Source organism: Sphingobium sp. B7D2B (genome assembly GCF_025961895.1).
GTDB lineage: Bacteria > Pseudomonadota > Alphaproteobacteria > Sphingomonadales > Sphingomonadaceae > Sphingobium.
The window spans coordinates 3,267,164-3,289,885 of record NZ_JAOQOM010000001.1 but is presented as its reverse complement, the minus strand read 5'-3'; the positions used below and the strand labels follow the sequence as shown (position 1 = coordinate 3,289,885).

General features: G+C 65.9%; 23 protein-coding genes. 9 read left to right on the top strand and 14 right to left on the bottom strand.

Features of this window, described 5'->3' with window-relative positions; genetic code table 11:
* Positions 1-6 precede the first annotated feature (6 nt).
* Entirely contained in the window at positions 7-2,436 is a 2,430-nt protein-coding gene (locus tag M2341_RS15235; RefSeq protein WP_264585812.1) for a tetratricopeptide repeat protein, read from the top strand.
* 67 nt (positions 2,437-2,503) lie between these two features.
* Positions 2,504-3,064, top strand: coding sequence for a helix-turn-helix domain-containing protein (locus M2341_RS15230; protein ID WP_264585811.1), 561 nt, complete (start codon positions 2,504-2,506; stop codon positions 3,062-3,064).
* A gap of 93 nt (positions 3,065-3,157) precedes the next feature.
* Here M2341_RS15230 and M2341_RS15225 read toward each other — a convergent pair whose 3' ends face one another.
* Both M2341_RS15225 and M2341_RS15220 read right to left on the bottom strand, forming a co-directional pair.
* On the bottom strand, positions 3,158-3,832 hold the full coding sequence (locus M2341_RS15225; protein ID WP_264585810.1) for a tyrosine-type recombinase/integrase: 675 nt from the start codon (positions 3,830-3,832) through the stop codon (positions 3,158-3,160).
* A 315-nt stretch (positions 3,833-4,147) separates the two neighbouring features.
* Entirely contained in the window at positions 4,148-4,750 is a 603-nt protein-coding gene (locus M2341_RS15220; RefSeq protein ID WP_264585809.1) for an ankyrin repeat domain-containing protein, read from the bottom strand.
* Between the two features lie 96 nt (positions 4,751-4,846).
* Between M2341_RS15220 and M2341_RS15215 the strand changes: the two genes are divergently transcribed.
* Genes M2341_RS15215 through M2341_RS15205 form a run of 3 tightly spaced genes read left to right on the top strand, consistent with a single transcriptional unit; the run spans position 4,847 to position 6,625 of the window.
* A complete protein-coding gene (locus tag M2341_RS15215; RefSeq protein WP_264571919.1) occupies positions 4,847-5,509 on the top strand; it encodes an SCO family protein in 663 nt (220 codons plus the stop codon).
* Positions 5,506-5,931, top strand: a complete 426-nt coding sequence (locus M2341_RS15210) for a YcgN family cysteine cluster protein (RefSeq protein ID WP_264571920.1) — start codon at positions 5,506-5,508, stop codon at positions 5,929-5,931. The genes M2341_RS15215 and M2341_RS15210 overlap by 4 nt, the downstream gene beginning before the upstream one ends.
* Entirely contained in the window at positions 5,912-6,625 is a 714-nt protein-coding gene (locus M2341_RS15205; protein ID WP_264585808.1) for a M48 family metallopeptidase, read from the top strand. The genes M2341_RS15210 and M2341_RS15205 overlap by 20 nt, the downstream gene beginning before the upstream one ends.
* Before the next feature lie 80 nt (positions 6,626-6,705).
* On the opposite strand, the gene M2341_RS15200 is transcribed toward M2341_RS15205, so the two are convergent.
* On the bottom strand, positions 6,706-9,582 hold the full coding sequence (locus tag M2341_RS15200; protein ID WP_264585807.1) for a TonB-dependent receptor: 2,877 nt from the start codon (positions 9,580-9,582) through the stop codon (positions 6,706-6,708).
* 138 nt (positions 9,583-9,720) lie between these two features.
* Positions 9,721-10,446 carry a ligase-associated DNA damage response endonuclease PdeM gene (gene pdeM / locus M2341_RS15195; protein WP_413715612.1) on the bottom strand — a complete coding sequence of 242 codons (726 nt, stop codon included), beginning with the start codon at positions 10,444-10,446 and terminating at the stop codon, positions 9,721-9,723.
* A 118-nt stretch (positions 10,447-10,564) separates the two neighbouring features.
* Here pdeM and M2341_RS15190 point away from each other — a divergent pair, with 118 nt between their 5' ends.
* Positions 10,565-11,413, top strand: a complete 849-nt coding sequence (locus tag M2341_RS15190) for a rhodanese-related sulfurtransferase (RefSeq protein ID WP_264585806.1) — start codon at positions 10,565-10,567, stop codon at positions 11,411-11,413.
* On the opposite strand, the gene M2341_RS15185 is transcribed toward M2341_RS15190, so the two are convergent.
* The 6 genes from M2341_RS15185 to M2341_RS15160 all read right to left on the bottom strand — a co-directional run bounded on the left by M2341_RS15185 (position 11,369) and on the right by M2341_RS15160 (position 18,117).
* Positions 11,369-12,427: a retroviral-like aspartic protease family protein gene (locus tag M2341_RS15185; protein ID WP_264585805.1), complete on the bottom strand. Its 1,059-nt coding sequence runs from the start codon at positions 12,425-12,427 to the stop codon at positions 11,369-11,371. The genes M2341_RS15190 and M2341_RS15185 overlap by 45 nt on opposite strands.
* A 77-nt stretch (positions 12,428-12,504) precedes the next feature.
* Positions 12,505-14,928, bottom strand: a complete 2,424-nt coding sequence (locus M2341_RS15180; RefSeq protein WP_264585804.1) for a ligase-associated DNA damage response DEXH box helicase — start codon at positions 14,926-14,928, stop codon at positions 12,505-12,507.
* Between the two features lie 49 nt (positions 14,929-14,977).
* Positions 14,978-15,181: a hypothetical protein gene (locus tag M2341_RS15175; protein ID WP_264585803.1), complete on the bottom strand. Its 204-nt coding sequence runs from the start codon at positions 15,179-15,181 to the stop codon at positions 14,978-14,980.
* Between the two features lie 278 nt (positions 15,182-15,459).
* On the bottom strand, positions 15,460-16,842 hold the full coding sequence (gene pgmG, locus M2341_RS15170; protein ID WP_264585802.1) for a phosphoglucomutase/phosphomannomutase PgmG: 1,383 nt from the start codon (positions 16,840-16,842) through the stop codon (positions 15,460-15,462).
* Between the two features lie 42 nt (positions 16,843-16,884).
* On the bottom strand, positions 16,885-17,313 hold the full coding sequence (locus M2341_RS15165) for a molecular chaperone DnaJ (RefSeq protein WP_181558564.1): 429 nt from the start codon (positions 17,311-17,313) through the stop codon (positions 16,885-16,887).
* Between the two features lie 3 nt (positions 17,314-17,316).
* A complete protein-coding gene (locus tag M2341_RS15160) occupies positions 17,317-18,117 on the bottom strand; it encodes a division plane positioning ATPase MipZ (protein WP_181558565.1) in 801 nt (266 codons plus the stop codon).
* A gap of 110 nt (positions 18,118-18,227) precedes the next feature.
* Between M2341_RS15160 and panC the strand changes: the two genes are divergently transcribed.
* Both panC and M2341_RS15150 read left to right on the top strand, forming a co-directional pair.
* Positions 18,228-19,070, top strand: coding sequence for a pantoate--beta-alanine ligase (gene panC, locus M2341_RS15155; protein ID WP_264585801.1), 843 nt, complete (start codon positions 18,228-18,230; stop codon positions 19,068-19,070).
* A 111-nt stretch (positions 19,071-19,181) separates the two neighbouring features.
* Positions 19,182-19,478, top strand: a complete 297-nt coding sequence (locus M2341_RS15150; RefSeq protein WP_264585800.1) for a hypothetical protein — start codon at positions 19,182-19,184, stop codon at positions 19,476-19,478.
* Between the two features lie 6 nt (positions 19,479-19,484).
* Here M2341_RS15150 and M2341_RS15145 read toward each other — a convergent pair whose 3' ends face one another.
* The 4 genes from M2341_RS15145 to M2341_RS15130 all read right to left on the bottom strand — a co-directional run bounded on the left by M2341_RS15145 (position 19,485) and on the right by M2341_RS15130 (position 22,201).
* The gene (locus M2341_RS15145) at positions 19,485-20,630 is read right to left on the bottom strand and encodes a GNAT family N-acetyltransferase (RefSeq protein ID WP_264585799.1); all 1,146 of its coding nucleotides are present in this window, start codon (positions 20,628-20,630) and stop codon (positions 19,485-19,487) included.
* 156 nt (positions 20,631-20,786) lie between these two features.
* Complete coding sequence (locus tag M2341_RS15140) at positions 20,787-21,254, bottom strand: RidA family protein (RefSeq protein WP_264585798.1); 468 nt, start codon at positions 21,252-21,254, stop codon at positions 20,787-20,789.
* 42 nt (positions 21,255-21,296) lie between these two features.
* On the bottom strand, positions 21,297-21,935 hold the full coding sequence (locus tag M2341_RS15135; protein ID WP_264585797.1) for an HAD family hydrolase: 639 nt from the start codon (positions 21,933-21,935) through the stop codon (positions 21,297-21,299).
* Positions 21,932-22,201, bottom strand: a complete 270-nt coding sequence (locus tag M2341_RS15130; RefSeq protein ID WP_264585796.1) for a DUF3572 domain-containing protein — start codon at positions 22,199-22,201, stop codon at positions 21,932-21,934. Before M2341_RS15130 ends, M2341_RS15135 begins: the two co-directional genes overlap by 4 nt.
* An 83-nt stretch (positions 22,202-22,284) precedes the next feature.
* Here M2341_RS15130 and M2341_RS15125 point away from each other — a divergent pair, with 83 nt between their 5' ends.
* Positions 22,285-22,668 carry a response regulator gene (locus tag M2341_RS15125; protein ID WP_181558572.1) on the top strand — a complete coding sequence of 128 codons (384 nt, stop codon included), beginning with the start codon at positions 22,285-22,287 and terminating at the stop codon, positions 22,666-22,668.
* Positions 22,669-22,722 lie beyond the last annotated feature (54 nt).

Genomic DNA, 22,722 nt, shown 5'->3' with positions numbered 1-22,722 from the left:
AGGTCCATGTTTCAGGGGCAGCGACCCGGTCCGGAGCAGGCGGTCAAGGCCCAGTCGCGTGGCGACTGGGCCAGGGCGGCCGAGCTTTATGAAGACCTGCTTGCCGAGCAGCCGGACGATCCGGTGTTGCTCGGCAACCATGGCCAGGTGCTGCGCAAGCTTGGCCGGGATGACGAGGCGCTGGTGCAATATGGCCGGGCGATCGAGAGCCCGGAGGCACCAGCGGCGGTCTGGTTCAATTATGGCAATGTGCTCTACGACAAGAGCAAGTGGGAGAAGGCTCAGGCCGCCTTCGAGCAGGCGCTGGCGCTGGAGCGGGAGGATGGCCCTGCCATCGTGCCCGCCACCATTCAACTCGCCCGCTGCGCAGTGCGGCAGGGCGAGTATGAGGAGGCGCGGCGACTGTTCAGCGATGTGCTGCGCCGCGACCCCAACAACTTCACCGCCTGGCTGGAAGCGGGCAATGTCTGCCGCCACCATGGCACGCTGGACGAAGCGCTCGATTTCTACCGCCGGGCCGCCGAGGCAGCGCCCTCGCGCTATGGCGCGCATCTGAGCGTCGCCCGCGCGCTTGAGCAGGTCGGGCGGGAGGACGAGGCGGTGCTGGCCTGGCTCAAGGCGCTGGATTGCGCGGGGCCGGACGATCATGCCGATATCCATCACCGCATGGGGCTGGGCCGGGCAGAGCGAGGCGAGTGGCACCGCGCGGTCGTGGGCTTCCGTCATGCGCTGACGGCAGCGAGCGATTTCCACGCCGCGCGGATCGATCTGGCCGATGCGCTCATGCAGATGGGCGCGACCGAGCAGGCCGAGCCGCTGTTCGCCCAGCTGGAAGCGACGGACCTCGACGAAGACGATGAGATCAGATTTGCCGGCACGCTGATGAAGCACAACCAGTTCGACCGGTGCGATGCGGTGCTCCGCGCGCGGATCGAGAAGGATCCGGACAACTGGCGGGGCCATTTCAATCTCGGCAAGGTGCTCATCGAAGGGATGCGCACCGAGGAGGCCGAGGCCTGCTTCGCCAAAGTGGACGACCTTGCCGGCGATGACGCGCCGGACCTGCGGGCGATGCGCGGCTCGATTGCCGGCAAGCGCGGCGATGTGGATACCGCGCGCGATATCTATACCGAGCTGGGCGAGGAAGAAGGCCCGGAATCGCCGTTCCGTGGCTCGGCGGCGATGGCGGCGCTGTACAGCGAGACGATGACGGCGGAGGAGACCCGCGACTTCCATCAGACGCTGTTCGCGCCGTTGGCCGAGGGTGCGAGGGCGGCGACCTCGTTTGCCAATGATCGCTCGACCGGGGCCGGCGCGGCCGATGCCGGGAAGCGCAGCCGTCGGTTGCGCATTGGCTATGTCACGGGCGACATGCATGGGGAGCATCCGGTCAGCCTGTTCATGCGGCCGGTGCTGGCGCGGCATGATCGGGACGCCTTCGAGATCACGGTCTATTCGCTCAGCCCGCTCACCGACGACATGACCCGCCGCGCGCGGGGCCATGTCGATCGCTGGCGGGATGCGGCGAGCATCAGCAACACGCGCCTGGCGCAGATGATCGAGGATGACGGCATCGATGTGCTGATCGACCTCATTGGCCACACCGGGCGCAATCGCGCGCCGCTGTTCGGCCGCCGGGCGGCACCGGTGCAGGCGATGTTCCTGGGCTATCCCTCGACCACCGGCATTCCCAATATGGACTGGCTGATCAGCGATCCGGTGACCTCACCCGCCGACCATGCCCATCTCTACACCGAGCGGCTCGAGCATGTGCCGGGCTTTGTGTTCTGCTATGCGCCCGAGCGGGAGTTTCCGTTCCCCGATTATGGCAAGACGCATCTCGAGCGCCGGCTCACCTTCGGGTCGTTCAACAATGTTTCCAAGCTCACCCCCTACACCATTCGCCTGTGGGCCAGGGCGATCGTCGCCACGCCCGGCTCGCGACTGGTGCTCAAGGGGCCGAGCTTCCTGGACTCGGTGGCAGTGAACCGCTTCGGCGACCTGTTCGTGGACGCCGGCGTTGCCGCCGACCGGCTGGAATTCCGGGGGCCATCGAGCCTTGATGAGATGATGGCCGAATATGCCGACATCGACATCGCGCTGGACTGCTTCCCGTATAATGGCGGCACGACCAGCTGTCAGGCGCTGTGGATGGGCACGCCGGTGATCACGCTGGCCGGCGAGAGCTTCGTGCAGCGCATGGGCGCGGGGCTGATGAGCGCCATCGGCCGCCCCGAATGGGTGGCGCAGGACGAGGAGGCGTTCGTGGAGATCGCCGTCCGCCTTGCCTCCGACCGCGCCGCGCTGCTGGAGGAAAAGCGCAGCCTGCGCGCGCGCTTCGCCGCATCGCCGGCCGGCGACATCGATCGGTACACGCGCGAGTTGGAAGACGCCTATCGCCGTATGTGGACCGACTTCGCGGCCGGGGGGGCATGACCCGCGAAGAGTTGGAAACCGGGGAGACGAATGGAGCGGCCTCGCGCTTCATGCTGGGGGCAGGGTTATGACCATATTCGATAGTGACTTCGAGAGCGTAGGGGCCGCCGTACCGCGATCGGCCGCCGGAATCGCGCTGATGGTGCGGCGGCTGGGGACGATGGAATCGGCCTATGCGCGGCTGATCTGGTCGCGCGCGCTGGCGGAGGCCATCGAGAAGATGGAGCACGCCTCTGCGAGCGACCTGATCGACAGCCGGACGGGAGAAGGCGGCGTCCGCCGTTCTGCACGACAGGGCGACACGCAGATCCTGCGGATGCTGCAGGCGCATATGAATCTGCGCAGCCCCAGCGCTGTGCGCCTGCTCATGTGGCTGATGGCCAATCCGGATGTGTTCCACGCGCCGCACGAACTGCGGGCGAGCTTGGGATTTGCAGAAAGCTCGATCAAGGTGTTCGTGTCCGAGCTGCGCAAGGCGTTTCGCAACAAGAATATGCCGGACCCGATCGTTTCCTTCTATCGGCGCGGCTATTGCGTACCGGCCGATTGCGCGGCGCTGATCAAGGACGTCATCTCCCGCCTCGCCCTTGAGGAGACGAGCCTGGGGCGGATCAAGAGTCCGTCCTGAGGGGAGATGCATCGCGCGGAAGGTGCATGACGTGGCGGTTGCCGCACCACCTCCAACCCCTCCCCTGACGAGGAGGGGCTAAGATTGTGGTGTTCAGAAGAAATAATGCTCGGATGCCGCCGGGCTGGCATTGCGCCGGGCTGCTACCGATCCGGCACTGCGGTGGTTGGCGGATGGGACGCGGCGCGGCGCGAGGTCCCCGGCGCGGATGCGGCTCCAGATTCGCTCGACGATCTCACGCTCCTCGGGACCGACCGCTACCGCATAGATGCTCGTGGTTTCGATATTGGCGTGGCCGAGCCATGACTGCACGAGATTGAGCGGCGCGCCGGCTCCGAGCGCGGCGACGGCAAAGCCATGGCGCAGGCCGCGCGGGCAGGCTTGGGGGCCTTTGATATGCGTCCGGTCCATATGCTCGTGGACGTGGCGCCAGGCGGTGGTGCGCGACCAGCGCCAAAGGGGGGCGGCGCGATCATTGCCGGCAATATCGGTAAGCAGGCGCACCAACCCCGACGAGATCGGCACGCGGCGGAAAATTCCTCTCTTCCGCTTCTTGAGGCTTTCGAAGATGACGACACAGGCGGCGGGGTCGATCCGCCCTAAGGTCAGGCAGAGCGCCTCCGAAATGCGGCACCCGGTTTCGGCGAGCAAGCGGCAGAAGGCATGGACGGAAGGCGGGGCAGTCTTTGCACTATCGAGGAAGCAGCTCATTTCGGATCGGTTCAAATATTTTCGGCAGCCATATTCGTCGAATACAGACCAGTTCATCGATTTCGTCGCCCGTTGATGATCATACTAATCTGGAACAGTTCCGTCATGATCTGGAGCATGACGGATGCTGCTCAAATTATCGTTCCGTTAACCATCAAGTAACAAATCTGGACTTGGGCGGAAGGTCCCCCCGATCCGAAATGGATGCAATAGCACTTGATCTGCGGACGGGATGCGCGGGGCCGCGTCGCGCGACCAAAGCCGTGCGGTGAAGCATCCAATATGGCGTAATATCCCAACAGCCTGTCGATCCGGTCCCGCTTGCAATGCGGGCCGGGCCAGGCAGTCTGGCTTGTGAGCGTCAGGGGTGGCCTAGAGGCGCGGGCCTTGCACGGCGCCGCTGACCTTGGGCTTTTCCGCGCTGTTGAGCAGATCGATCAGGCCGCTCATCGGCGCGCCGGCCTTTGCGTAATCGAGCGCCGACATGCCGGCGAGTCGGTCGCGGCGCAGCGGGTCGGCACCGTTGGTGACGAGCAGCCGCACCATTTCCATATCGCGCATCTGCACCGCGCGGATCAGCGGGGTTTCGCCGCTGCTGTTGGTCTGGTTGGGATCGGCCTTGTGGGCGAGCAGCAGCTGCGCGCCTTCCACGAAGCGGCGTTCCACGGCGAGCATCAGGGGCGTGCGGCCGTTATTGTCGGTCAGGTCCGCACGCGCGCCCTTGGAGAGCAGATAATTGGTCATCATCACGCTGCGCTGGCCGACCACGATCAGCAATGCGGTCTCGCCGCTGGTGCGATCCTTGGTGTTGATCGGGGTGACGCCGGGCGTTTCGAGCACTTCGGCAATCTTGGCGGTATCGCCTTTGCGCACCGCCTCGAGGAAGCGATAGCTGTCTGAGAATTGCGCCATGGCGGGCTGTGTCGTCACCGCGCCAATCAGCGGCGCCAGCGCGAGCGCCAGTGGGCTGCCCATGCGGACCAACATTCCCCTGCGCCGTTCGATCTTCACCCTGTGCCCCCTTCGCCTTGCGTTCGTCTCAAGCAGTTGCCTTGGCTCCAATAGCAGGGCATGGCTGGCCCTGTCATGAATAAAGCCTGCAAAAAAATCCTCTCGCTTTCCATCGGCTTGGCGCTGGCCGCCTGCCAGGGCCAGAGCGGCGGCAACCAGGCCGGCGGCAGTGAGTCGCTTCCTGCCGAGGGCAATCTCGTCGGCGCCAGGATCGGCGGCGATTTCACGCTGACCGACCAGAATGGCAAGAGCGTGCGCTGGGCGGATTTCCAGGGCAAGTACCGCCTCGTCTATTTCGGCTACACCTTCTGCCCGGATGTGTGCCCGCTGGACCTCAACCGGATCATGCTCGGCTACCGGATGCTGGAGAAGGACCATCCCGAGGTTGCGGCCAAGATCCAGCCGATCTTCATCACCGTCGATCCCGAGCGTGACACCGTCGATGTGGTGAAAGGCTATGTCGCGCATTTCCATCCCCGGCTCATCGGCCTCACGGGCACGCCCGAGCAGATCGAGAAGGTGAAGACGGACTTCGTGGTGGTCGCCAGCAAGGAGGGCGATCAGGCCGCCAAGCAGGATTATCTCGTCAACCACACCCGCACGCCCTTCCTGTTCGGGCCGGATGGCAAGCCCATCGCGCTCGTGCCGGTCGAGGAACTGGCCTCGGCGGATGAGACGGTGGCCAAGGGCGTGCACGATTTCCTCGTCCACTATGTCCGATGAGCTTCTGGGAGCAGCCTCTCGAAACGCTTGATCGCGCGCAGTGGGAGGCGCTGTGCGACGGTTGCGGCAAATGCTGTTTGCACAAGGTGGAGGATGCCGACACCGGACGCATCTACCCGACCAATGTCGCCTGCCGACTGCTGGATCGGGATACCGCCCAGTGTAGCAATTACCGCCAACGCCGCGCGTTCGTGCCCGATTGCCTGCGGCTGAGCCGGGCCAATCTGCAGGAGATCGAATGGCTCCCGCAGACCTGCGCCTATCGCCTGCGTGCCCATGACGAGCCCTTGCCGGACTGGCATTATCTGATCTGCGGGGATCGCGAGGCGGTGCATCGCGCCGGCCAGAGCATTCGCGGCTGGACGATCTCCGAGACGATCGCGGGCGATCTGGAAAATCACATTGTCGACCGCGCGCTCTGAGCACAGGCTGACGCTGGCGGACGGGGCGGCGCTGTCCGTCGTCGTGATGCGCCATGGGCGGGCGCGGCGGATGAAGCTGCGGTTCGATGAGCTGGGCGACCGTGCCCTGCTGACCATTCCCCCGCGTGCCTCCCTGCCGCGCGCCTTGGACTGGGTCCGGGCACAAGGGGCGTGGATTGAGGGGCAGCGGGGCCGCAATGGCGGGCTTGTCACGCTGGCCGATGGCGCGCTTGTGCCCTTCGAAGGGACGCCGCTGCGCATCGTCGCGACCGGCGCGCGCACCCGGCAGGTGCGCGTCGAGCAGGGCGATTTATTGATAGGCGGACCGGTCGATCTGGCGGGTGCACGGGCGCTGCGCTGGCTCAAAACGCAGGCGCGCACGGCACTGACGACCGAAACGCAAGCCCTCGCGACCCGGCACGGCCTGCCGCTGCGTCAGGTGGCAATTGGCGATCCCCGCGCGCGTTGGGGCAGTTGCTCGGTGGATGGCAACATCCGCTACAGTTGGCGGCTGATTCTGGCGCCCCCGCATGTGCGGCTGGCCACCGTGGCGCACGAGGTCGCGCATCTGGAGCATATGCACCACGGCCCCGAATTCCATGCGCTGGTGCGCGCGATTTCGCCGGTCTGTCCGGATACGGCCCGCGCCTGGCTGCGCGCTGAGGGACGGGGCCTGCATCGCTATACCGCCTGAGCGGCGGCGTTCTTGATCTGTGAAAAACGTCGAAGGGCGCGGCTCGCACCGCGCCCTTCCGTCGTCCTGGCTATGCCCGCTCAGAAGCGGCTGCGCACCGTGATGCCATAAGTGCGCGGCTCGGCGAGATAGGCCGAGAAGAGCTGGTTAGACATGGCGCCGAACCGACCCAGCTGCGCGCGGGACTGGTGATTGGGGCTGGAGCTTTGCAGCGGGCTGTTGAAGGCGACCTGGCTGTAATCGCTGTCGAACAGGTTCTGCGCCCACAGCTCGATGGCCCAGGCCTGCCCCGGACCGCGCAGGCCGATGCGGGCATTGGTGACGATGTAGCCGTCCTGCGCCTTCTCGGGATAGAGGTCCGAGCCGGTGTTATAGTCGCCGGTGATCCGGTTATCGACATAGACGAGGCCGCTGAAGCCACCGCCCAGCTCCGGTGTCCAGGCAATGCTGCTCGTCGCCACCCAGCGCGGCGCGTTGCTGTTATCCTGCCCTTCGAGCAGGAACAATGCGGGATCGAGCGGCACCGAGCCATCCGCATTGCCGACGAGTTGGTCGGCGAACTTGGCGCGAGTATAGGTCACGCCCGCCGTGGCCCGCAGCGAGCGAACCGGCTGGACATAGGCCTCGATCTCGACGCCCTGGCTGATGAGGCCGGGCTTGGTCTCGGCACAGGTGCCGTTCGCGGCCTTGGCGCCATCGCAGCCATTGATATTCTGGACGACGAAGCTGGTGCCGTTGAACGTGTTGAGCTGGAAGTTGCTGAACTCTTGCCGGAAGGCGGCGAGGTTGAAGCCCCATTCGCGGCGCGCATATTTGAGGCCGATCTCGTAAGCGTCCACCGTCTCCGCGCCGAAGGCGAGGCTCGCCGCATCGGCATTGCTGCGCGGCGAGAAGTAGGTGATCGGCGCGATGCCGGTGCCCACGCCCGTATTGCCCAGCTCGAACCGGTCCAGATTGTAACCGCCAGCCTTATAGCCGCGCGAATAGCCGCCATAGACCATCAGGCCGCCGCCGACCTTGTAAGAGAGAACGGCAGTTCCGGAGAATTTACCCTCGGTCTGCCGGTCCTGCAGGTCGAGCGCGTTGAGGCCGGTGCTGGCATTGCCCAGGCAGCCGAGTGTGAGAATGCCGCCCGCAAGTTGCGCGGCCGAGCCGAGCGCCGGATTGGTCGCGATGCCCGGCAGGGCGGAGGCCTGCAAGGCGGCGCAGGTCGCATTGTTATTGTTGAGATCGCCCGAGAAGCGCTTGGTCTCGCGCGTGTAGCGCACGCCCAGGGTCAGATCGAGCGCATCGGTGAGGTGGATGATGTTGTGGGTGAACAGCGCCCAGTTCTCGCTGCGCTGATAATAGCGGCTGTCGGTATCGCCAGCGCCGTTGGGGATGGTCGCCAGCGCGGTGAGGCCGGTGCCGAGGCCGCCCGAGATCGCGCCCGCCTGCGCTGTTGCCGTCGCATTGGCCACCGTCGGCGAGGCACCCTGGCCGATCGCCCGGGCGTAGATGGAGGCATAGAGGCCAGCATTCAGACTGGCTTGCGTCGCGCTGATCAGGTTGCCGACGTCCGGCGTGAGCGCGTTGCCGTCGATCGGCGCGGCGCACAGGCTCAGCTGGGCGGGTGAGAGGTTGCTGGCGGCGCCGGTGCCGGCCATCAGGCGGCAGGCAGCGAAGCGGCCATAATCAGCGCCGAAGCGGATATTGTCGCGCAGCGTCAGCTTTTCATTGGCGTAATAGCCGCCCACCAGCCAGTCGAGCATGCCGCCCAGCGCCGAACCCTGCAGGCGCAGTTCCTGTGTGAAGGTGCGGAACTGCCGGAAGGTGCCCGGGTCGCGATAGAGCAGGTCGGCGGTCGAATAGTCATAATCGCCGTAATCCGACGACTTGTAGTCGCGATAAGCAGTGATGCTGGTCAGCTTGGCATTGCCGAAATCATAATTGATCTCGCCCGAGAGACCCCAATCCTCCAGCTTGCTCACATAGTCCCGGCCCGGCGTGATGCTGATGTTCCGCTGATAGGGATTCTGGGCATAGGGCGTGGGGCCATTGGGGAAGCGCGTGCCGAGCGCGCTCAGGATCGTGACGATGCGGTTGGTGGCGTTCTGCGTATAATTGGTGGGCGAGCTGCCCACCTCCTCGCCGGTGTCGATATAGACGGCGCCGCAGCAGCTTTCGTCGCGGTTGGTGTAGTCGCCGATCAGCCGGACGGAGAGCGCATCCGAGGGCTCGAAGAGCAATTGCCCGCGCAGGAAATAGCGGTTGCGGTCATTGGTGTCGCCGATCTTGGCGCCCGAGGCATCCACGATGTTCAGGAACCCGTCGCGCCGCGAATAGACGCCGTCGATGCTGGCGGCGATGGTCTCACTGAGCGGGCCGGTGATCCGCCCGGCGAGCCGCCACGCTTCATAATTGCCGAAGCTGGCTTCCGCGCTGCCGCCCCATTGGAATTCCGGCGCCTTGCTGACGATATTGAGCAGGCCGGCCGAGGCATTGCGCCCGAACAGCGTGCCTTGCGGGCCGCGCAGCACTTCGACGCGCTCGATCTCGCCGAGATCGGTCAAGCCCGCGCCTGTGCGGGAGCGATACACGCCGTCGATGAACACCGCGACGGAGCTTTCCAGACCCGGATTGTCGCCCACCGTGCCGACACCACGGATGCGCGCGGCGCCATTGGCTTCCGATCCGGTGGAGGAGACGAGCAGCGAGGGCGCAAGCTGGTTGAGCTGGCGAATGTCGTTCGCGCCGCTGTTCTGCAGCGATTGGGCGGTCACGGCTGAGACGGCGATCGGCACATCCGAGAGCGGGCTGGCGCGCCGCGTAGCGGTGACGATGATTTCGCCCATATTGCTCTCGTCGCCGCTCTGCGCGGTCGCATCGCTGGCGTCCTGAGCAAAGGCGGGGGTCGCAAGGGCGCATAGCAGTGCGGCAACACTGGCAGACGCAATGAGGGATGGCTTGGGCATCATTCGCTCTCCTGCACGTTTGTCCGGTCCGGCATTTGTGCCGGTTATTCGAGAGCATATGCCAATAGCCATGGGGCGCAACTCCCTCATTTCCGGGATTCAACGGTTTGTTGCATAAGGGTTACAGTCGGCGGAGGCCGCTTATCGCCAAAGAGCGAAACGCAACAGCCGATCCTCCAACGCGATAAGCGCTTCGCTGTTCCGGCCGACAAGAGAGGCGATTGCCGGTGACGCTGCGTCAAGGCCACCGGTGAACGCTCCGAAGGCGGGCACGATGATCTTGCTGCCGCCCTTCACGAAGCAGCGCCGCGAGATATGCCGCCCGCGCAGGCTCATCCGCAACTTGGGATGAAAATGTCCGGAAATTTCCGGTCGCACCTCTCCCGGCATGGCTTCGTGGCGCAAGATGACGCCATCGACGAGCGCTTCTGCCCGATTTTCACCCCCCAGCGGCGAATCAACGCCCGAGGCGCCGAGGGGATCGTGATTGCCGGTGATCCAGGTCCAGCGATAGGTGGCCGTCAGCTGCGCGATCCGCGCGCGCGTCTCGCCGCTCATCCGCTCGTGTGCGCCGCCATCTTGGAAGCTGTCCCCCAGGCACCAGATCTCCTGCGGCTGGGTGAGGGCGATCACCGCCGTCAGCGCATCCAGCGTGGCGCGGCTGTCATAAGGCGGCAGCATCTGGCCGCGCCGGGCGAAGGCACTGGCCTTCTCGAAATGAAGATCGGCAACGATCAGCGCGGCCCGCTCCTGCCAGAACAGGGCGCCCTGCGGCAAAGCCTGCCAGCTTTGGCCGGCAAAGCTGAAGGACGGGCCACAGCCTGCCGCGCGCGGCATGGGATGATCGATGAGTGGGGACGACCTCATGGCCCTGCTATGCCGTCGCAGCGGGCATGGCGCAATCGGGCAGTTGAACAAAAGTGGAACTTTTGCGATGGCCCGCATGCTCTGGCTCTCCCCGCTCGGCTGGTGTAGGCGCGCGCCCATGTCGCACGAACCCGCATCCCTGCTGACCGTCGCCGCCTTCTACCGCTTCGCGCCCTTGCCCCACCCGGAGGCGCTGGCGACCGACCTGCGCGCACTGGGCGCGACGCTGAGTCTCTCCGGCTCCATCATCCTCGCGCAGGAGGGCATGAACGGCACTATCGCGGGGTCGGCCGATGCGGTGGAGCGCCTGTTCGAGCGCCTGCGCGCCGAGCCGGGCTTCGCGCCCCTGGCGCCGCGCCTGCACAGCACGGAGCGGCATCCGTTCGCGCGCTGGAAAGTGAAGGTGAAGCCCGAGATCGTGACCATGGGCCGGCCCGGTGTCGATGCGGCGCAGGGCGCGGGCACGCATGTGCCGCCGGCGCAGTGGAACGCGCTGATCAGCGATCCGGACACGATCCTGATCGATACCCGTAATGATTATGAGGTGGCGCTGGGGCGGTTCGCCGGCGCCGTCGATCCCATGACGGCGAGCTTCGGCGACTTCCCGGACTGGTTCGATGCGCAGGCGGCGCAGTGGCGCGCGGAAGGCCGCCAGCCCCGGATCGCCATGTATTGCACCGGCGGCATACGCTGCGAGAAGTCGACGGCTTATGCCCGCGCGCAGGGCTTTGAGGAGGTCTATCACCTCAAGGGCGGCATCCTCGCCTATCTCGCGGAAGTCGAGGAGGCCGCCAGCCTGTGGGACGGCGCCTGCTTCCTGTTCGATGAGCGCGTCGGGATCACCCATGGCGAGCAGGTGGTCCCGGCCGCGCTGTGCCCGGCCTGCGGGCAACCGCTTGCCGGAGGCGCCGATGAGGGAGGCTCAGCGCCCGCTTGCGTCCGCTGCGCCGGTATCGGCGAAGTCTAGCCTGCCCCGTTGCCGGGCATCGCCGCCGGCGAGGTGGAAATCGACATGCCGCTGGCCGAAATCGATCGCGATCCGGTCGAACAGGCGCAGCATTCCCATGCCGAGCAGCATGGCGGGCCGCTCGCCCAGACCAAGCTCGGTAAAGGGCGCGGCATCCAGGAACAGCATCGGCACATTGTCGAGCGTTGCGTCGCCGATAGTGAGTTGGCGGACGACGGCGAACTGGGCCGGCACGTCGACGCCGGTGACGCTGGTCAGCACAGTGGGCGTTGGCGGCACCACCAGCCGCTTGGCCTTGAGGCTGCGGAACAGCGCCATATTGCCCACGCTCTGCTCGGCGCCGGTGTCGAGGATCACGTCTACCTTACGCCCGTCCACCCGCGAGTTCATGAGGATCAGTTGGCCATAGCGGCTGCGCGCGCGCACCACGATGGCGTCCTTCTCGTCACGCACGGCGGATGAGCGGCGGCTGCGGCTGACTTCCATGCGGCGCTGGTTGAAGTCGAGGATGAGGCGCTTGTCCGCGAGGCTGTCCAGCCCGATGATCCCCAGGCTGCCCATGTCCGCGCGAGCGATGGTGAGCGCGGCAAGCGAACTGACCGCATGGTCGCCAAAGCGCAGATCGCTCAATTGAACGGATGAGACCGTGACGCGCCCGGCCATGCTGATGATCTCGACCGGCTGGAGCGGCGGCAGCATCAGTCGCGTGGCCAACTCCGTGGCGACGATGGTGCGCTGGGAGCCGGTGTCGATCATGAACGGATAAGGGCCGCGCTCGCCGATCCGCACCGGCATGGTCATCCGCATCCCCGGATCGCCGCCGATGGGCATGACCGGCTCGTTGAGGTCGAAGGTGCTGGGGTCGACCGGTATCTCAGGACCACGCGGCGCGATGACGAAATGCTCGTTTGCGCTCGGGATCTGGCTGGCGATGCCGAACGGCCCGGTCAAAGCCGCAGCGGCCGTGATCACAGCCTTTGCCAGGGTCAGCCGAAGCGTCGAGCCGAAAACCATCCCCAAGGTCTCCCAAGACGCGCAGCTTATCACGGTTTTGCGGTCCCGCCAAAAGGATCGAGGCGGGGCGGGCGATGCTAACCGGGCGGCGCGTCGGGCGTCATGGCAATGCGGGCGAGCGATTCGGCCTCCGCGAGCAGGCTGTCGTCGGTCTGCGGGCCGGCCACATGCTCGCGCCCGATCATGATTAGCACCGGCACGGCCAGCGGGCTCACCCGGTCGAGCGGCTTGTGCAGCATGGTGGCGCTGGCCCGGTCGATCAGCTCGCCGAGCCTTCCGACATCGGTCATGCGCGCGCGGGCATCGGCCCAGGCGGCCTTGAGCAGCAGATGCTCCGGCTCATAGCGGCGCAGCACGTCATAGATGAGGTCGGTCGAGAAGCTGACCTGCCGCCCGGTCTTGCGCGCGCCAGGCTGCTGGCGTTCGATGAGGCCGGAGATCACCGCCACGTCGCGAAAGGCCCGCTTGAGCAGGCTGCTTTCCTCGACCCAGGCGATGAACTCACGGTCCAGAATGTCGGCGGAAAAGAGCGGGCGGGGGTCGGTAACGGGCTCCAGGCCGTAGACGGCCAGCGCATAATCGTTGGACACGAAGCCGACGGGCTTGAGGCCGCGCTCTTCCATGCGGCGGGTGAGCAGCATGCCGAGCGACTGATGCGCGTTCCACCCCTCGAAGCTGTAGACCACTATATGGTGCAGCCCCTCATGCGGGAAGGTTTCGACCAGCAACTGCTCGGGCTGCGGCAGCACGGAGCGGACCGCCTGCATCGCCAGCCATTCATGAACGTCGGGCGGGAAGCGGTTCCATTGCGTCGGATCGGCCAGGAAAGCGCGCACGCGGCCGGCCAGATGCGTCGACATCGCCATGCGCGTGCCGCCCCAGCTGGGAATGCGGGCCTGCTGCGATGTCGCCTTGACGAACAACTCGGCCTCGGTCTGGCGGACCAGCTCCAGCGAGAGGCCGGAGAAGAAGAAGCGATCGCCCGGGCTGAGCGTCGCGGCAAAGCTCTCCTCCACCGTGCCGAGCTTGCGGCCGTTGCTGAAGCGCACGTCGAGCGCCGGCTGGTCGACGATGATGCCGGCGTTGAGCCGATGCTGCTGGGCAAGGCGAGGATGGGCAATGCGCCAGAGGCCTTCGGGCGTGCGGACAAGGCGCTGGAACCGGTCATAAGCGCGCAGCGCGTAGCCACCGGTGGAGACGAACTGGAGAATGTCCTCAAGTTGGGCCGCGTCCAGCCAAGCATAAGGCGTGGCGGTGCGGATTTCGGCAAGTAACGCCGCAGGATCGAGCGGGCCGGCGCAGGCGAGCCCCATGATGTGCTGGGCCAGCACATCGCGCGCGCCGGGGCGGAAATCGTCGGCGTCGCGCTCGCCGCTCATCACGGCGTCCCAGGCAGCCTGCGCTTCAAGATATTCGAAGCGGTTGCCGGGGATGACGATCGCCTTGCTCGGCTCATCCATCCGGTGATTGGCGCGGCCGATGCGCTGGAGCAGGCGCGAGCTGCCCTTCGGCGCGCCCATCTGGATCACGCAGTCGATATCGCCCCAATCGATGCCCAGATCGAGGCTAGCGGTGGCGACAAGGCCGCGCAGCTTGCCGGCCGCCATCGCGGCCTCCACCTTGCGGCGCGCCTCGCGGGAGAGGCTGCCATGGTGTATGCCGATGGGCAGCGTATCCTCATTCTCCGCCCACAATTCCTGAAAGATGAGTTCGGCCAGGCCGCGCGTGTTGCAGAACACCAGCGTCATGCGGTGCTGGCGGATGATGTCGATCACCTGACCCGCCGCATATTTGCCGCTGTGGCCGGACCAGGGCACGCGGTCCTGCGGCATCAAAATGGTGAGGTCCGGCGCGGCGCCCGGCTCGCCTTCGACCAGCGCCACTTCCGCCTGCGCGCCGGCGGGCGCCAGCCACCGTCGATACGCATCGGGGTCGCCTACGGTTGCTGACAGGCCGACGCGGCGAAGGCCGGGGGCGATGCTCTGCAGGCGAGCGAGGGACAGGGCCAGCAGATCACCGCGCTTGCCGCTCGCAAAGGCATGGATCTCATCGATGATGACGGTTTTAAGGGACGCGAAGATCAGGTCCGCATCGGGGTAGGTCAGCAGCAGGGAGAGCGATTCGGGCGTCGTGAGCAGGATGTGGGGCGGCTTGGCCCGCTGCCGGGCCTTGCGATCGGACGGCGTATCGCCACTGCGCGTCTCGATGCGGATGGGCAGGCCCATCTCACTGACGGGGGTGAGCAAATTACGCTGCACATCCACGGCCAGCGCCTTGAGCGGGGAGATATAGAGGCTGTGCAGGCCTTCTGTCGGCGCCTCCGCGAGGTCGGCCAGCGTGGGCAGGAAGCCGGCGAGCGTTTTGCCGGCTCCTGTGGGCGCGACGAGCAGGGCATGGCGCCCCGCCTGCGCTGCCTCCAGCATCGCCTCTTGATGGCGACGGACGGACCAACCCCGCCGGTCGAACCATCCGGTGATGAGGGGCGGCAGGGATGGGGTCATGTGCGCGCGCGGGGCCATGCCTTCAATGTGGATGCCCCGCCATGCTTACTCAAGCCCGGGTGGAATAGGGCTCCTTACGATCCCGGCGCTTGTCTTCGCGGTCGAGACTGTCGCGCAGGTCTTTCGCGGCGCGGTCGCTCCGCGCTTCGTCGCCCGGCTTGGTGTCGCGCTTGTTGCGCCAGATTGCGTAGACCAGCACCGCGGCGAACAGGACTGGCCCGACAACGGTCATGAGGCTCCAGAGGCTGCCCATGTTTCTCTCCTATTTTCCAAACCCATTAAACGCATGGGCGCCGCCTGAGTTTCGCGGCTGGCCGCGCAGCGGGTTCGGCGCACCTCGCTACGTGACGGATGGCGGTGCGGTAAGCCAAAAAAAAGGCCGCCCCGAAGGACGGCCTGGAAGTTTTAGGAGAGGATGCCTGAAAGGCAGGAACTGTATGCGTTACATACGAATTTCCTGCAATTGCGAAATGAAGAGTGTTGATTGCACAATTTGCAATCGACCTCTTCAGTCTACGCATCTGGTTGACGTTAATGCCCAGCGGCGGGACCACGCTCCAGACCAGAAAGTGCAAGCTGTTCATCGACTTGCGCCAGCAGGCGGTCCAGCGCGTCGGCGTCGCGCGCCTCCGCGCGGGCGACCAGAACGTCCTGTGTGTTGGACGCACGCAGCAGCCACCAGCCGTCCGGCGTGGTGACGCGCGCGCCATCCGTGGAATCGATCGTCGCACCGGATTCGGCGAGTCGGCGCAGCACTTCCTCGATTACGGCGAACTTCCGGCTCTCATCGACCTGAAAACGCAGCTCCGGCGTGTTGACCATGGCCGGCATGGCGCCGCGCAGCAGCGTGACACTGCGCCCCAGCGTGCTGGCAGCGCGAATCAGGCGGACGGCCGCGTACAGGGCGTCGTCGAAGCCATAATATTCGTGCTTGAAGAAGATGTGCCCGCTCATCTCGCCGGCAAGCGGGCTGCCCGTCTCCTTCATCTTGGATTTGACGAGGCTGTGGCCGGTCTTCCACATCAGCGGCTTGCCGCCCAGTTCCGCCACCCGGTCGAACAACGCCTGGCTGGCCTTCACATCGGCGATGATCGTGGCGCCGGGTTCAGCGGCGAGCACCGGCTCGGCGAGAATGGCAAGAAGCTGGTCGCCCCAGATGATGCGCCCTTCGCCATCGATGGCGCCGATCCGGTCGCCGTCGCCGTCGAAGGCGAGGCCGAAATCGAGGCCCTTCTCCGCGACCAGCGCGCGCAGGTCGACGAGGTTCTTCTCCTCGGTGGGGTCGGGGTGGTGATTCGGGAAATTTCCGTCGACATCGGTGAACAGCGTGTGGTGCTCGCCGGGCAGCAGCTTCACCAGCCGGTCGATCACCGGGCCGGCGGCGCCGTTGCCGGCATCCCAGCCGATCTTGTAGGCCTGCCCGTCAAAGCCTTCCATCAGTCGGGCGACATAGCGGTCGAGAATGTCGACCTGCTCGCTGCCGGCGCTGCCCTCGACCCAATCACCGGCCGCTGCCATCGTGCCCAGACTCTGGATGTCCTTGCCGAAGAAGGGGCCTTTCTGGAGCACCATCTTGAAGCCATTGTAATTGGCCGGGTTGTGGCTGCCGGTGATCTGGATGCCACCGTCCACATCCAGCACGGCCTCGGCATAATAGAGCATCGGCGTCGGGCCGAGACCGATGCGGACCGCGTGAATGCCGCTGTCATTGAGGCCGCGCACCAGCGCTTCTTCCAGCATCGGCGAGGAGAGGCGCCCGTCATAGCCGACCGCGACGGCCCGTCCGCCCAGCCGCGCGACACGCGTGCCGAAGCCCCGGCCGATGGCATAGGCATCCGCCTCGCCCAGCGTTTCATCGATGATGCCGCGAATGTCATATTCCCGCAGCGTGGTCGGATGGAATTGATGCGTCATGGAAAGTCCCGGAGAAGGTCGAAGGAAAGCGAACCGACTAGCTTATGTTTCTTGCGATTTTAGCAACGTATCACGCGCAGCATTGATCCGCGCGGCGAGGCCGGGCGATCCGCCGGCGTCCGGATGATTTCTGGCGATGAGCTTGCGATGCGCGGCGATGATCTCGTCGCGGCTGGCATTGATCGACACGCCAAGCAGGTCGGCCGCTTCCGCCCGGCTGAGATCGCGCGCGCTTAGCGGAGCGGGAGAGGGCGCGCGCCCGCCTGCCAGACTGTCCCCAAAGCGCAGCCACAGGCCGGAGACGGTCGCAACCAGCGCGCCTGTCACCGCCATGCCCTTGGTCATCATGATCGTGCCGATCAGCGTGCCGGCGATGCCCAGCCAGGCCGCCGGCACCTTGCGCCCGCTCTTGCGGAGGCGGTACCAGAACCAGAAGCCCAGCCCGCCCAGTGCGACAGCGAGCAGCAGCATGCCTCAGGCGGCGCTCTTTTTCTGGGGAGCCCCGCCGAGCATCGGCAGCGCAAGGCCGGCGATCATCTCGCGCAGTTCCTGCCGGGCCGCCAGATGGCTGACGCCCAGCTCACCGAGATGGCCGCGATCGAGCAAAGTCAGGCCCGAGGGGAAGAGTTCGCGGAAGATCACGCGCTCGGAGAGGCCAGGAATGACGCGGAAGCCCACGCGGCGGGCGAGTTCCGAGAGCGCATCGCCGACGCGCTTCTGGTTGCGGGCTTCCATGTGATGCAGGCGGTTACGCAGCACCACCCAGTCGATCGAGGCGCCGTCGGCCTTCGCGCGGGTCTTGCGAGTTTCCCACATCAGCTCCGAGTAGAAGCTCAGCCGCTTGACCTTGAAATTCTCCGGATCGACCTGCCCGATGAGGTCGAAATCGACAAAGCTGTCGTTCATCGGCGTAACGAGCGTGTTCGCCGCCGCCGCGGCATAACGCGCCATCGGATCATCGCGGCCGGGCGTGTCGATGATGACGACCTGCGCCTGGCTGGCGGCCTTGGCGATGGCCTCGTTCAGGCCCGCAGTGCTGTCGCCATCATAAACGGCGTAGCTGGGGGAGGGCAGGTCCACCTCACGGCGGCGCGCGGTCGCCTCGCGATTCTCGAGATAGCGGGCAGAGGTGCGCTGCCGGTGATCGAGGTCGATCAGGGCCACGGACACATCTTGCGCAGCCAGCGCGACGGCGGTGTGGACGCAGGTGGTGGACTTGCCTGTGCCACCCTTTTCATTGGCAAAGACGATGAGATGCGGCGCGGCGCTGGACATGGGCTGGGTCGAAACTCTTCCTGGGTGGTTACGGCCTCTTGACCGTCCGGTCAGGACAAGCGAAGCCAGCCCCGACCTTCTCCGCCGGCCTTATCGGAGCCTCGTGCCGCGTGCAAATCTTCCGTGACCTTCCCTCGCTCAGAACCGGTCTCGCCTCGCTGCGGGCGGATGCGGGCCGCATTGCCTTCGTCCCCACCATGGGCGCGCTGCACGCCGGGCACATGGCGCTGATCGCGGAAGCGCGGCGCCGGGCGAGCCATGTCGTCGCGTCGATCTTCGTCAATCCCACCCAGTTCGGCCCCAATGAAGATCTGTCGGCCTATCCCCGCCGCGAAGAGAGCGATGCCGCGATGCTGGCGCAGGCGGGCGTTGCCGCCCTGTGGCTGCCGGATGTCGCGACCATGTATCCCGCCGGCTTCACCAGCCATGTGAATGTCGATGGCCTGTCCGCCCGGCTGGATGGCGAATGGCGGCCCGGCCATTTCGAGGGCGTGGCGACGGTCGTCACCAAGCTCTTCAATCAGGTCCGGCCGGACATCGCCTGTTTTGGCGAGAAAGATTATCAGCAGCTGGCCATCATCCGGCGGATGACGCGCGACCTCGATTTGGGGGTCGAGATCGTCGGCGTCGAGACGCAGCGCGACCATGACGGCCTCGCCCTCTCGTCCCGCAACGCCTATCTCACTGCCGACCAGCGCGCACGCGCGGCCGCCTTGCCGGAGACGCTGGTGGGGGCCGGGGAAGGCATCAGCGCCGGCGAGGATGTTGCCGCCGTGCAGGCCTGGGCGATCCGCTATCTGCTCGATTCGGGCTTCGATTCGGTCGATTATTTCCTGCTCAGCGATGCCGACACGCTGGAGCCGATGACCCGGCTGGATCGGCCCGCCCGCCTGCTGGTGGCGGCGCGGATCGGCAGCACGCGCCTGATCGACAATATCCCCATCCACCCCTGAAGACATGCCCGAGCAAATCCGGGCGCAAACATCCCTTCTGCTACGTTAACCATTTCGCAAGAGCTGGCGTGCTTGGTTGCGGTATCGCGAACCTGTTTTTGGGGGGAATTCGTGGGTACAAGCATGAACAATGCCAGGGTCCTGATCGAAAGCCGCGTGCGCGCCGCGCTCGGCAATGCGCAGGCCTGTTTCGATCTTGGCGTGGCCTATAGTTGCGGCACCGGCGGCCTGTCCGTCGATCTTGTCGAAGCGCATCGCTGGTTCAATTTGGCCGCACAGGCAGGCAGCCGCGAGGCACAGACCTGCCGCGCTGAAATCGCCGAGGAAATGACCGCGCGGGAAATCGCCGAGGCCCAGCGCCTCGCGCGCGCCTGGACGATCGAGACCAGTCAGCGTGTCGCGGCCTGATCGGCTTTAGCCCGCGTCTCCGCCCTTGCGGAACGGCGCGCGTTCATCCAGCCATTCGCGTTCATCCGCGACGGCGGCGGCCTCGCGCTCGACGAAGTCGGCCACGGCGCGCCTGAAATCGGGATGCGGGATGTAATGCGCTGAATAGGTCGGCACCGGCCGATAGCCGCGCGAGAGCTTGTGCTCGCCCTGTGCGCCGGCTTCGACGCGGGCAAGGCTCCGCGCGATGGCGGCGTCGATCGCCTGATAATAGCACAGCTCGAAGTGGAGGAACGGCACCTCCTCGTTGCAACCCCAGTAACGCCCGTACAGCGCATCGCCGCCGATGAGGTTGAGCGCCCCGGCAATCGGCCGTCCGTTGCGATAGGCGAAAATCAGCAGGACCCGGTCTGCCATGCGGGCGCCGAGCAGGGAAAAGAAGGCGCGGGTGAGATAGGGGCGGCCCCATTTGCGGCTGCCGGTATCCTGGTAGAAATCCCAGAACGCATCCCAATGATGTTCCTCGATGGCGTCGCCGGTCAGGTGCCGGATGTCCAGCCCGGCCTGCGCCTTGGCGCGCTCCTTGCGCAGATCCTTGCGGTGGCGGCTGGAGAGACGGGCGAGAAAATCATCGAAGCTGGCATAGCCTTCATTGGCCCAGTGGAACTGGCTGCCCTGGCGGATGAGCCATCCCGCCGCGCGGTACAGCGCGCATTCTTCCGGCGTGATGAAGGTCGCGTGGGCGGAGGACAGCTCATTCTGGTCGACCACCGCCTCAATGCCTGCGATCAGCGAGGGGCCTTTACCGGCGTCGCGCAGCAGCAGGCGCGGGCCCGGCACCGGGGAGAAGGGCGCGGCGATCTGCAGCTTGGGATAATATTGCCCGCCCGCACGCTCCCAAGCGTCCGCCCAGCCATGGTCGAACACATATTCGCCCTGACTATGGCCCTTGAGATAGGCCGGCGCTGCGGCAATCAGCGTGCCGCTGCCGTCCTGAATGGTGATCGGCGCTGGCGACCAGCCCGTGCCGGGGCCGACGCTGCCCGATTCTTCCAGGATGGAGAGGAAGTCGTGGCTGACGAAGGGATTATCCGGGCCGGCGCAAGCGTCCCACTGCGCCTTGTCCAGCGCCGCGACGGATTGGGTGAGGTGGACGGTCAGCGCGTCGCTCATGAGGACGGCGCCTCTCGGTGCGCCAAGGAGGGCGGAGAGCGAAACGGAGCGACGTCGTGCAGCACGTGCGGAACATGGGGCGTCTGGCGCGAAATTGCCAGTGCCCGCAGGTCCATCGCGCCCAACGCCGCCAACATGCCGGCCGGGCGCGGTAGCTCAGTCGCGAATCTGCACGATGGCGTCGATTTCCACCGATGCATCCAGCGGCAGCACCGGCACGCTTACGGCGCTGCGGGCGTGGCGGCCGGCATCGCCGAAAATGCGGACCATCATTTCCGAGGCACCATTGGCGACCTTGGGCTGATCGGTGAACTCAGCGGTGCTTGCGACAAAGGCGCCGAGCTTCACGATGCGCTCGACCCGGTCGAGATCGCCCCCCAGCGCCGCTTTCATCTGCGCCACCAGCATCAGCGCGCAGCGTTCTGCAGCCGCGACGCCCCAATCGAGATCACGCTCGCCGCCGATCTTGCCTTTCATCAGGGCGCCATCGGCCGCGAAGGGCAGCTGGCCACTGATGTGCAGCAGGTTGCCGGTCTGAACCGAGGCCACATAAGCGGCGACAGGAGCGGCGGCTTGCGGAAGGGAGATGTTCTCCGCGGCGAGGTGTTGGTCGATCTTGCTCATGGGCGGAGCCAGAGCATGAGGCCGCAGATGCGTCAAGACCGGCTAGGACAACGCCCCGGTGGCAATCGCGTCATACTCGTCGATGCGGGCCATGATCCATGTCTCGGCACGGTCCCAGTCGTCGATCCGCTCATGCGCCTCGCGCACCGGTTCGACATGGGGGGCGAACTCGAGCTCGCCGACCATGTGCAGCCGCCAGCATTCCGGCACGTCCCGCGCCACGGAAACATGATTGGCACCCAGATCGTCGATGAAGATGCTCAGGCCCGGCTTGCGCTCGTCCAGCAGCTTGCGCACCGCCGGCCCCTTGCCGCCGCGATTGCCGATGACCGGATAGGGGAGGCCGTGCGCATGGATCTGGTCGGCGCGGGCCTGCGCGCGTTCCTCGCCGATGTTGGTGACGATCACGATGTCCGCCCGCTGTGCGATTCGGGCCATCGCCTCCACCGCGCCGCGAATGGGCGTCTGGCGATGCATCTCCGTCTCGAAGAATGCGCCCAGCAACGTCCAGACCAGTTCGCGCTCGATCAGGTCGCCGCTTGTCTTGTGGCGCAGCGCGCGCTCGAAGCCGCCGGAGAAGCTGAAGTCGATGCCGTGCTGCTCTTCCAGCCAGGACCGGAAGGGGACGACCATGTGCATCAGCACTTCGTCGCAATCGCTGATGATAAGCGGGCGGCTCATCGGCCGAGCCGCTCGCGTGCGGCGACGAGATCGGCCGGTGCGACCGCCAGCGCCTCCGCGCAGGCCAGCAGGTCCGGCTCGTGATTGATGACGAAATCCATCAGCGCACCCAGCGTGGCGGGATCGGTCAGGGCCTGCCGCAGCGCATCCGGCTGCAGCCCGGTGAGACTGAGCATCCGTTCGGCACGGACCGAATCGGCCACAATCCATCCCACGAGGCGCAGCGCCATGGTTTCATCATCTTGAGGGATCGGATAGGTCCGCATTGTTCACCTGTATGCCGGGCAGCGGGAGGTTTTCCCCTGCGCGGCTGCAAAAATGGCTTCGTCCATCGGCATAAGGACTGTTCGTGTCAAAACGCATATTGGTTGTCGAGGACAATGAGCTCAACATGAAGCTCTTTTGCGACCTGCTCCGCGCGCATGGCCATGAGACTGAGCCGGTGCGGGACGGGCGGGAGGCCTTCGCCCGCGCATCCGCCTTTCAGCCCGATCTCATCATCACGGATATCCAGTTGCCGCATGTGAACGGTCTGGACCTCATTGCCTCCTTCCGCGCGGACGCGGCTCTGGCAGAGACGCCGATCATGGCCGTGACGGCCTATGCCGCGCCGGGCGATGAAGCACGGATTCGGGAAGCAGGCGCGAATGCCTATGTCTCCAAGCCGATCTCGGTGCTCATGTTCATGAATGTCGTCAACGGACTCATCGCGCCGACTGCGCTGGCGAGCTGAGCCCACCCGGCGCGCCATCGCCCCACTTCATCGTCACGCTGCCGCACGCAAAAA

Excerpts from the sequence above, each read along its gene's own strand:
- M2341_RS15235 (WP_264585812.1), top strand. The coding sequence starts at position 7 with ATGTTTCAGGGGCAGCGACCCGGTCCGGAGCAGGCGGTCAAGGCCCAG.
- M2341_RS15230 (WP_264585811.1), top strand. The coding sequence starts at position 2,504 with ATGACCATATTCGATAGTGACTTCGAGAGCGTAGGGGCCGCCGTACCG.
- M2341_RS15225 (WP_264585810.1), bottom strand. The coding sequence starts at position 3,832 with ATGAACTGGTCTGTATTCGACGAATATGGCTGCCGAAAATATTTGAAC.
- M2341_RS15220 (WP_264585809.1), bottom strand. The coding sequence starts at position 4,750 with ATGGGCAGCCCACTGGCGCTCGCGCTGGCGCCGCTGATTGGCGCGGTG.
- M2341_RS15215 (WP_264571919.1), top strand. The coding sequence starts at position 4,847 with ATGGCTGGCCCTGTCATGAATAAAGCCTGCAAAAAAATCCTCTCGCTT.
- M2341_RS15210 (WP_264571920.1), top strand. The coding sequence starts at position 5,506 with ATGAGCTTCTGGGAGCAGCCTCTCGAAACGCTTGATCGCGCGCAGTGG.
- M2341_RS15200 (WP_264585807.1), bottom strand. The coding sequence starts at position 9,582 with ATGATGCCCAAGCCATCCCTCATTGCGTCTGCCAGTGTTGCCGCACTG.
- pdeM (WP_413715612.1), bottom strand. The coding sequence starts at position 10,446 with ATGAGGTCGTCCCCACTCATCGATCATCCCATGCCGCGCGCGGCAGGC.
- M2341_RS15190 (WP_264585806.1), top strand. The coding sequence starts at position 10,565 with ATGTCGCACGAACCCGCATCCCTGCTGACCGTCGCCGCCTTCTACCGC.
- M2341_RS15185 (WP_264585805.1), bottom strand. The coding sequence starts at position 12,427 with ATGGTTTTCGGCTCGACGCTTCGGCTGACCCTGGCAAAGGCTGTGATC.
- M2341_RS15180 (WP_264585804.1), bottom strand. The coding sequence starts at position 14,928 with ATGACCCCATCCCTGCCGCCCCTCATCACCGGATGGTTCGACCGGCGG.
- M2341_RS15175 (WP_264585803.1), bottom strand. The coding sequence starts at position 15,181 with ATGGGCAGCCTCTGGAGCCTCATGACCGTTGTCGGGCCAGTCCTGTTC.
- pgmG (WP_264585802.1), bottom strand. The coding sequence starts at position 16,842 with ATGACGCATCAATTCCATCCGACCACGCTGCGGGAATATGACATTCGC.
- M2341_RS15165 (WP_181558564.1), bottom strand. The coding sequence starts at position 17,313 with ATGCTGCTGCTCGCTGTCGCACTGGGCGGGCTGGGCTTCTGGTTCTGG.
- M2341_RS15160 (WP_181558565.1), bottom strand. The coding sequence starts at position 18,117 with ATGTCCAGCGCCGCGCCGCATCTCATCGTCTTTGCCAATGAAAAGGGT.
- M2341_RS15145 (WP_264585799.1), bottom strand. The coding sequence starts at position 20,630 with ATGAGCGACGCGCTGACCGTCCACCTCACCCAATCCGTCGCGGCGCTG.
- M2341_RS15140 (WP_264585798.1), bottom strand. The coding sequence starts at position 21,254 with ATGAGCAAGATCGACCAACACCTCGCCGCGGAGAACATCTCCCTTCCG.
- M2341_RS15135 (WP_264585797.1), bottom strand. The coding sequence starts at position 21,935 with ATGAGCCGCCCGCTTATCATCAGCGATTGCGACGAAGTGCTGATGCAC.
- M2341_RS15130 (WP_264585796.1), bottom strand. The coding sequence starts at position 22,201 with ATGCGGACCTATCCGATCCCTCAAGATGATGAAACCATGGCGCTGCGC.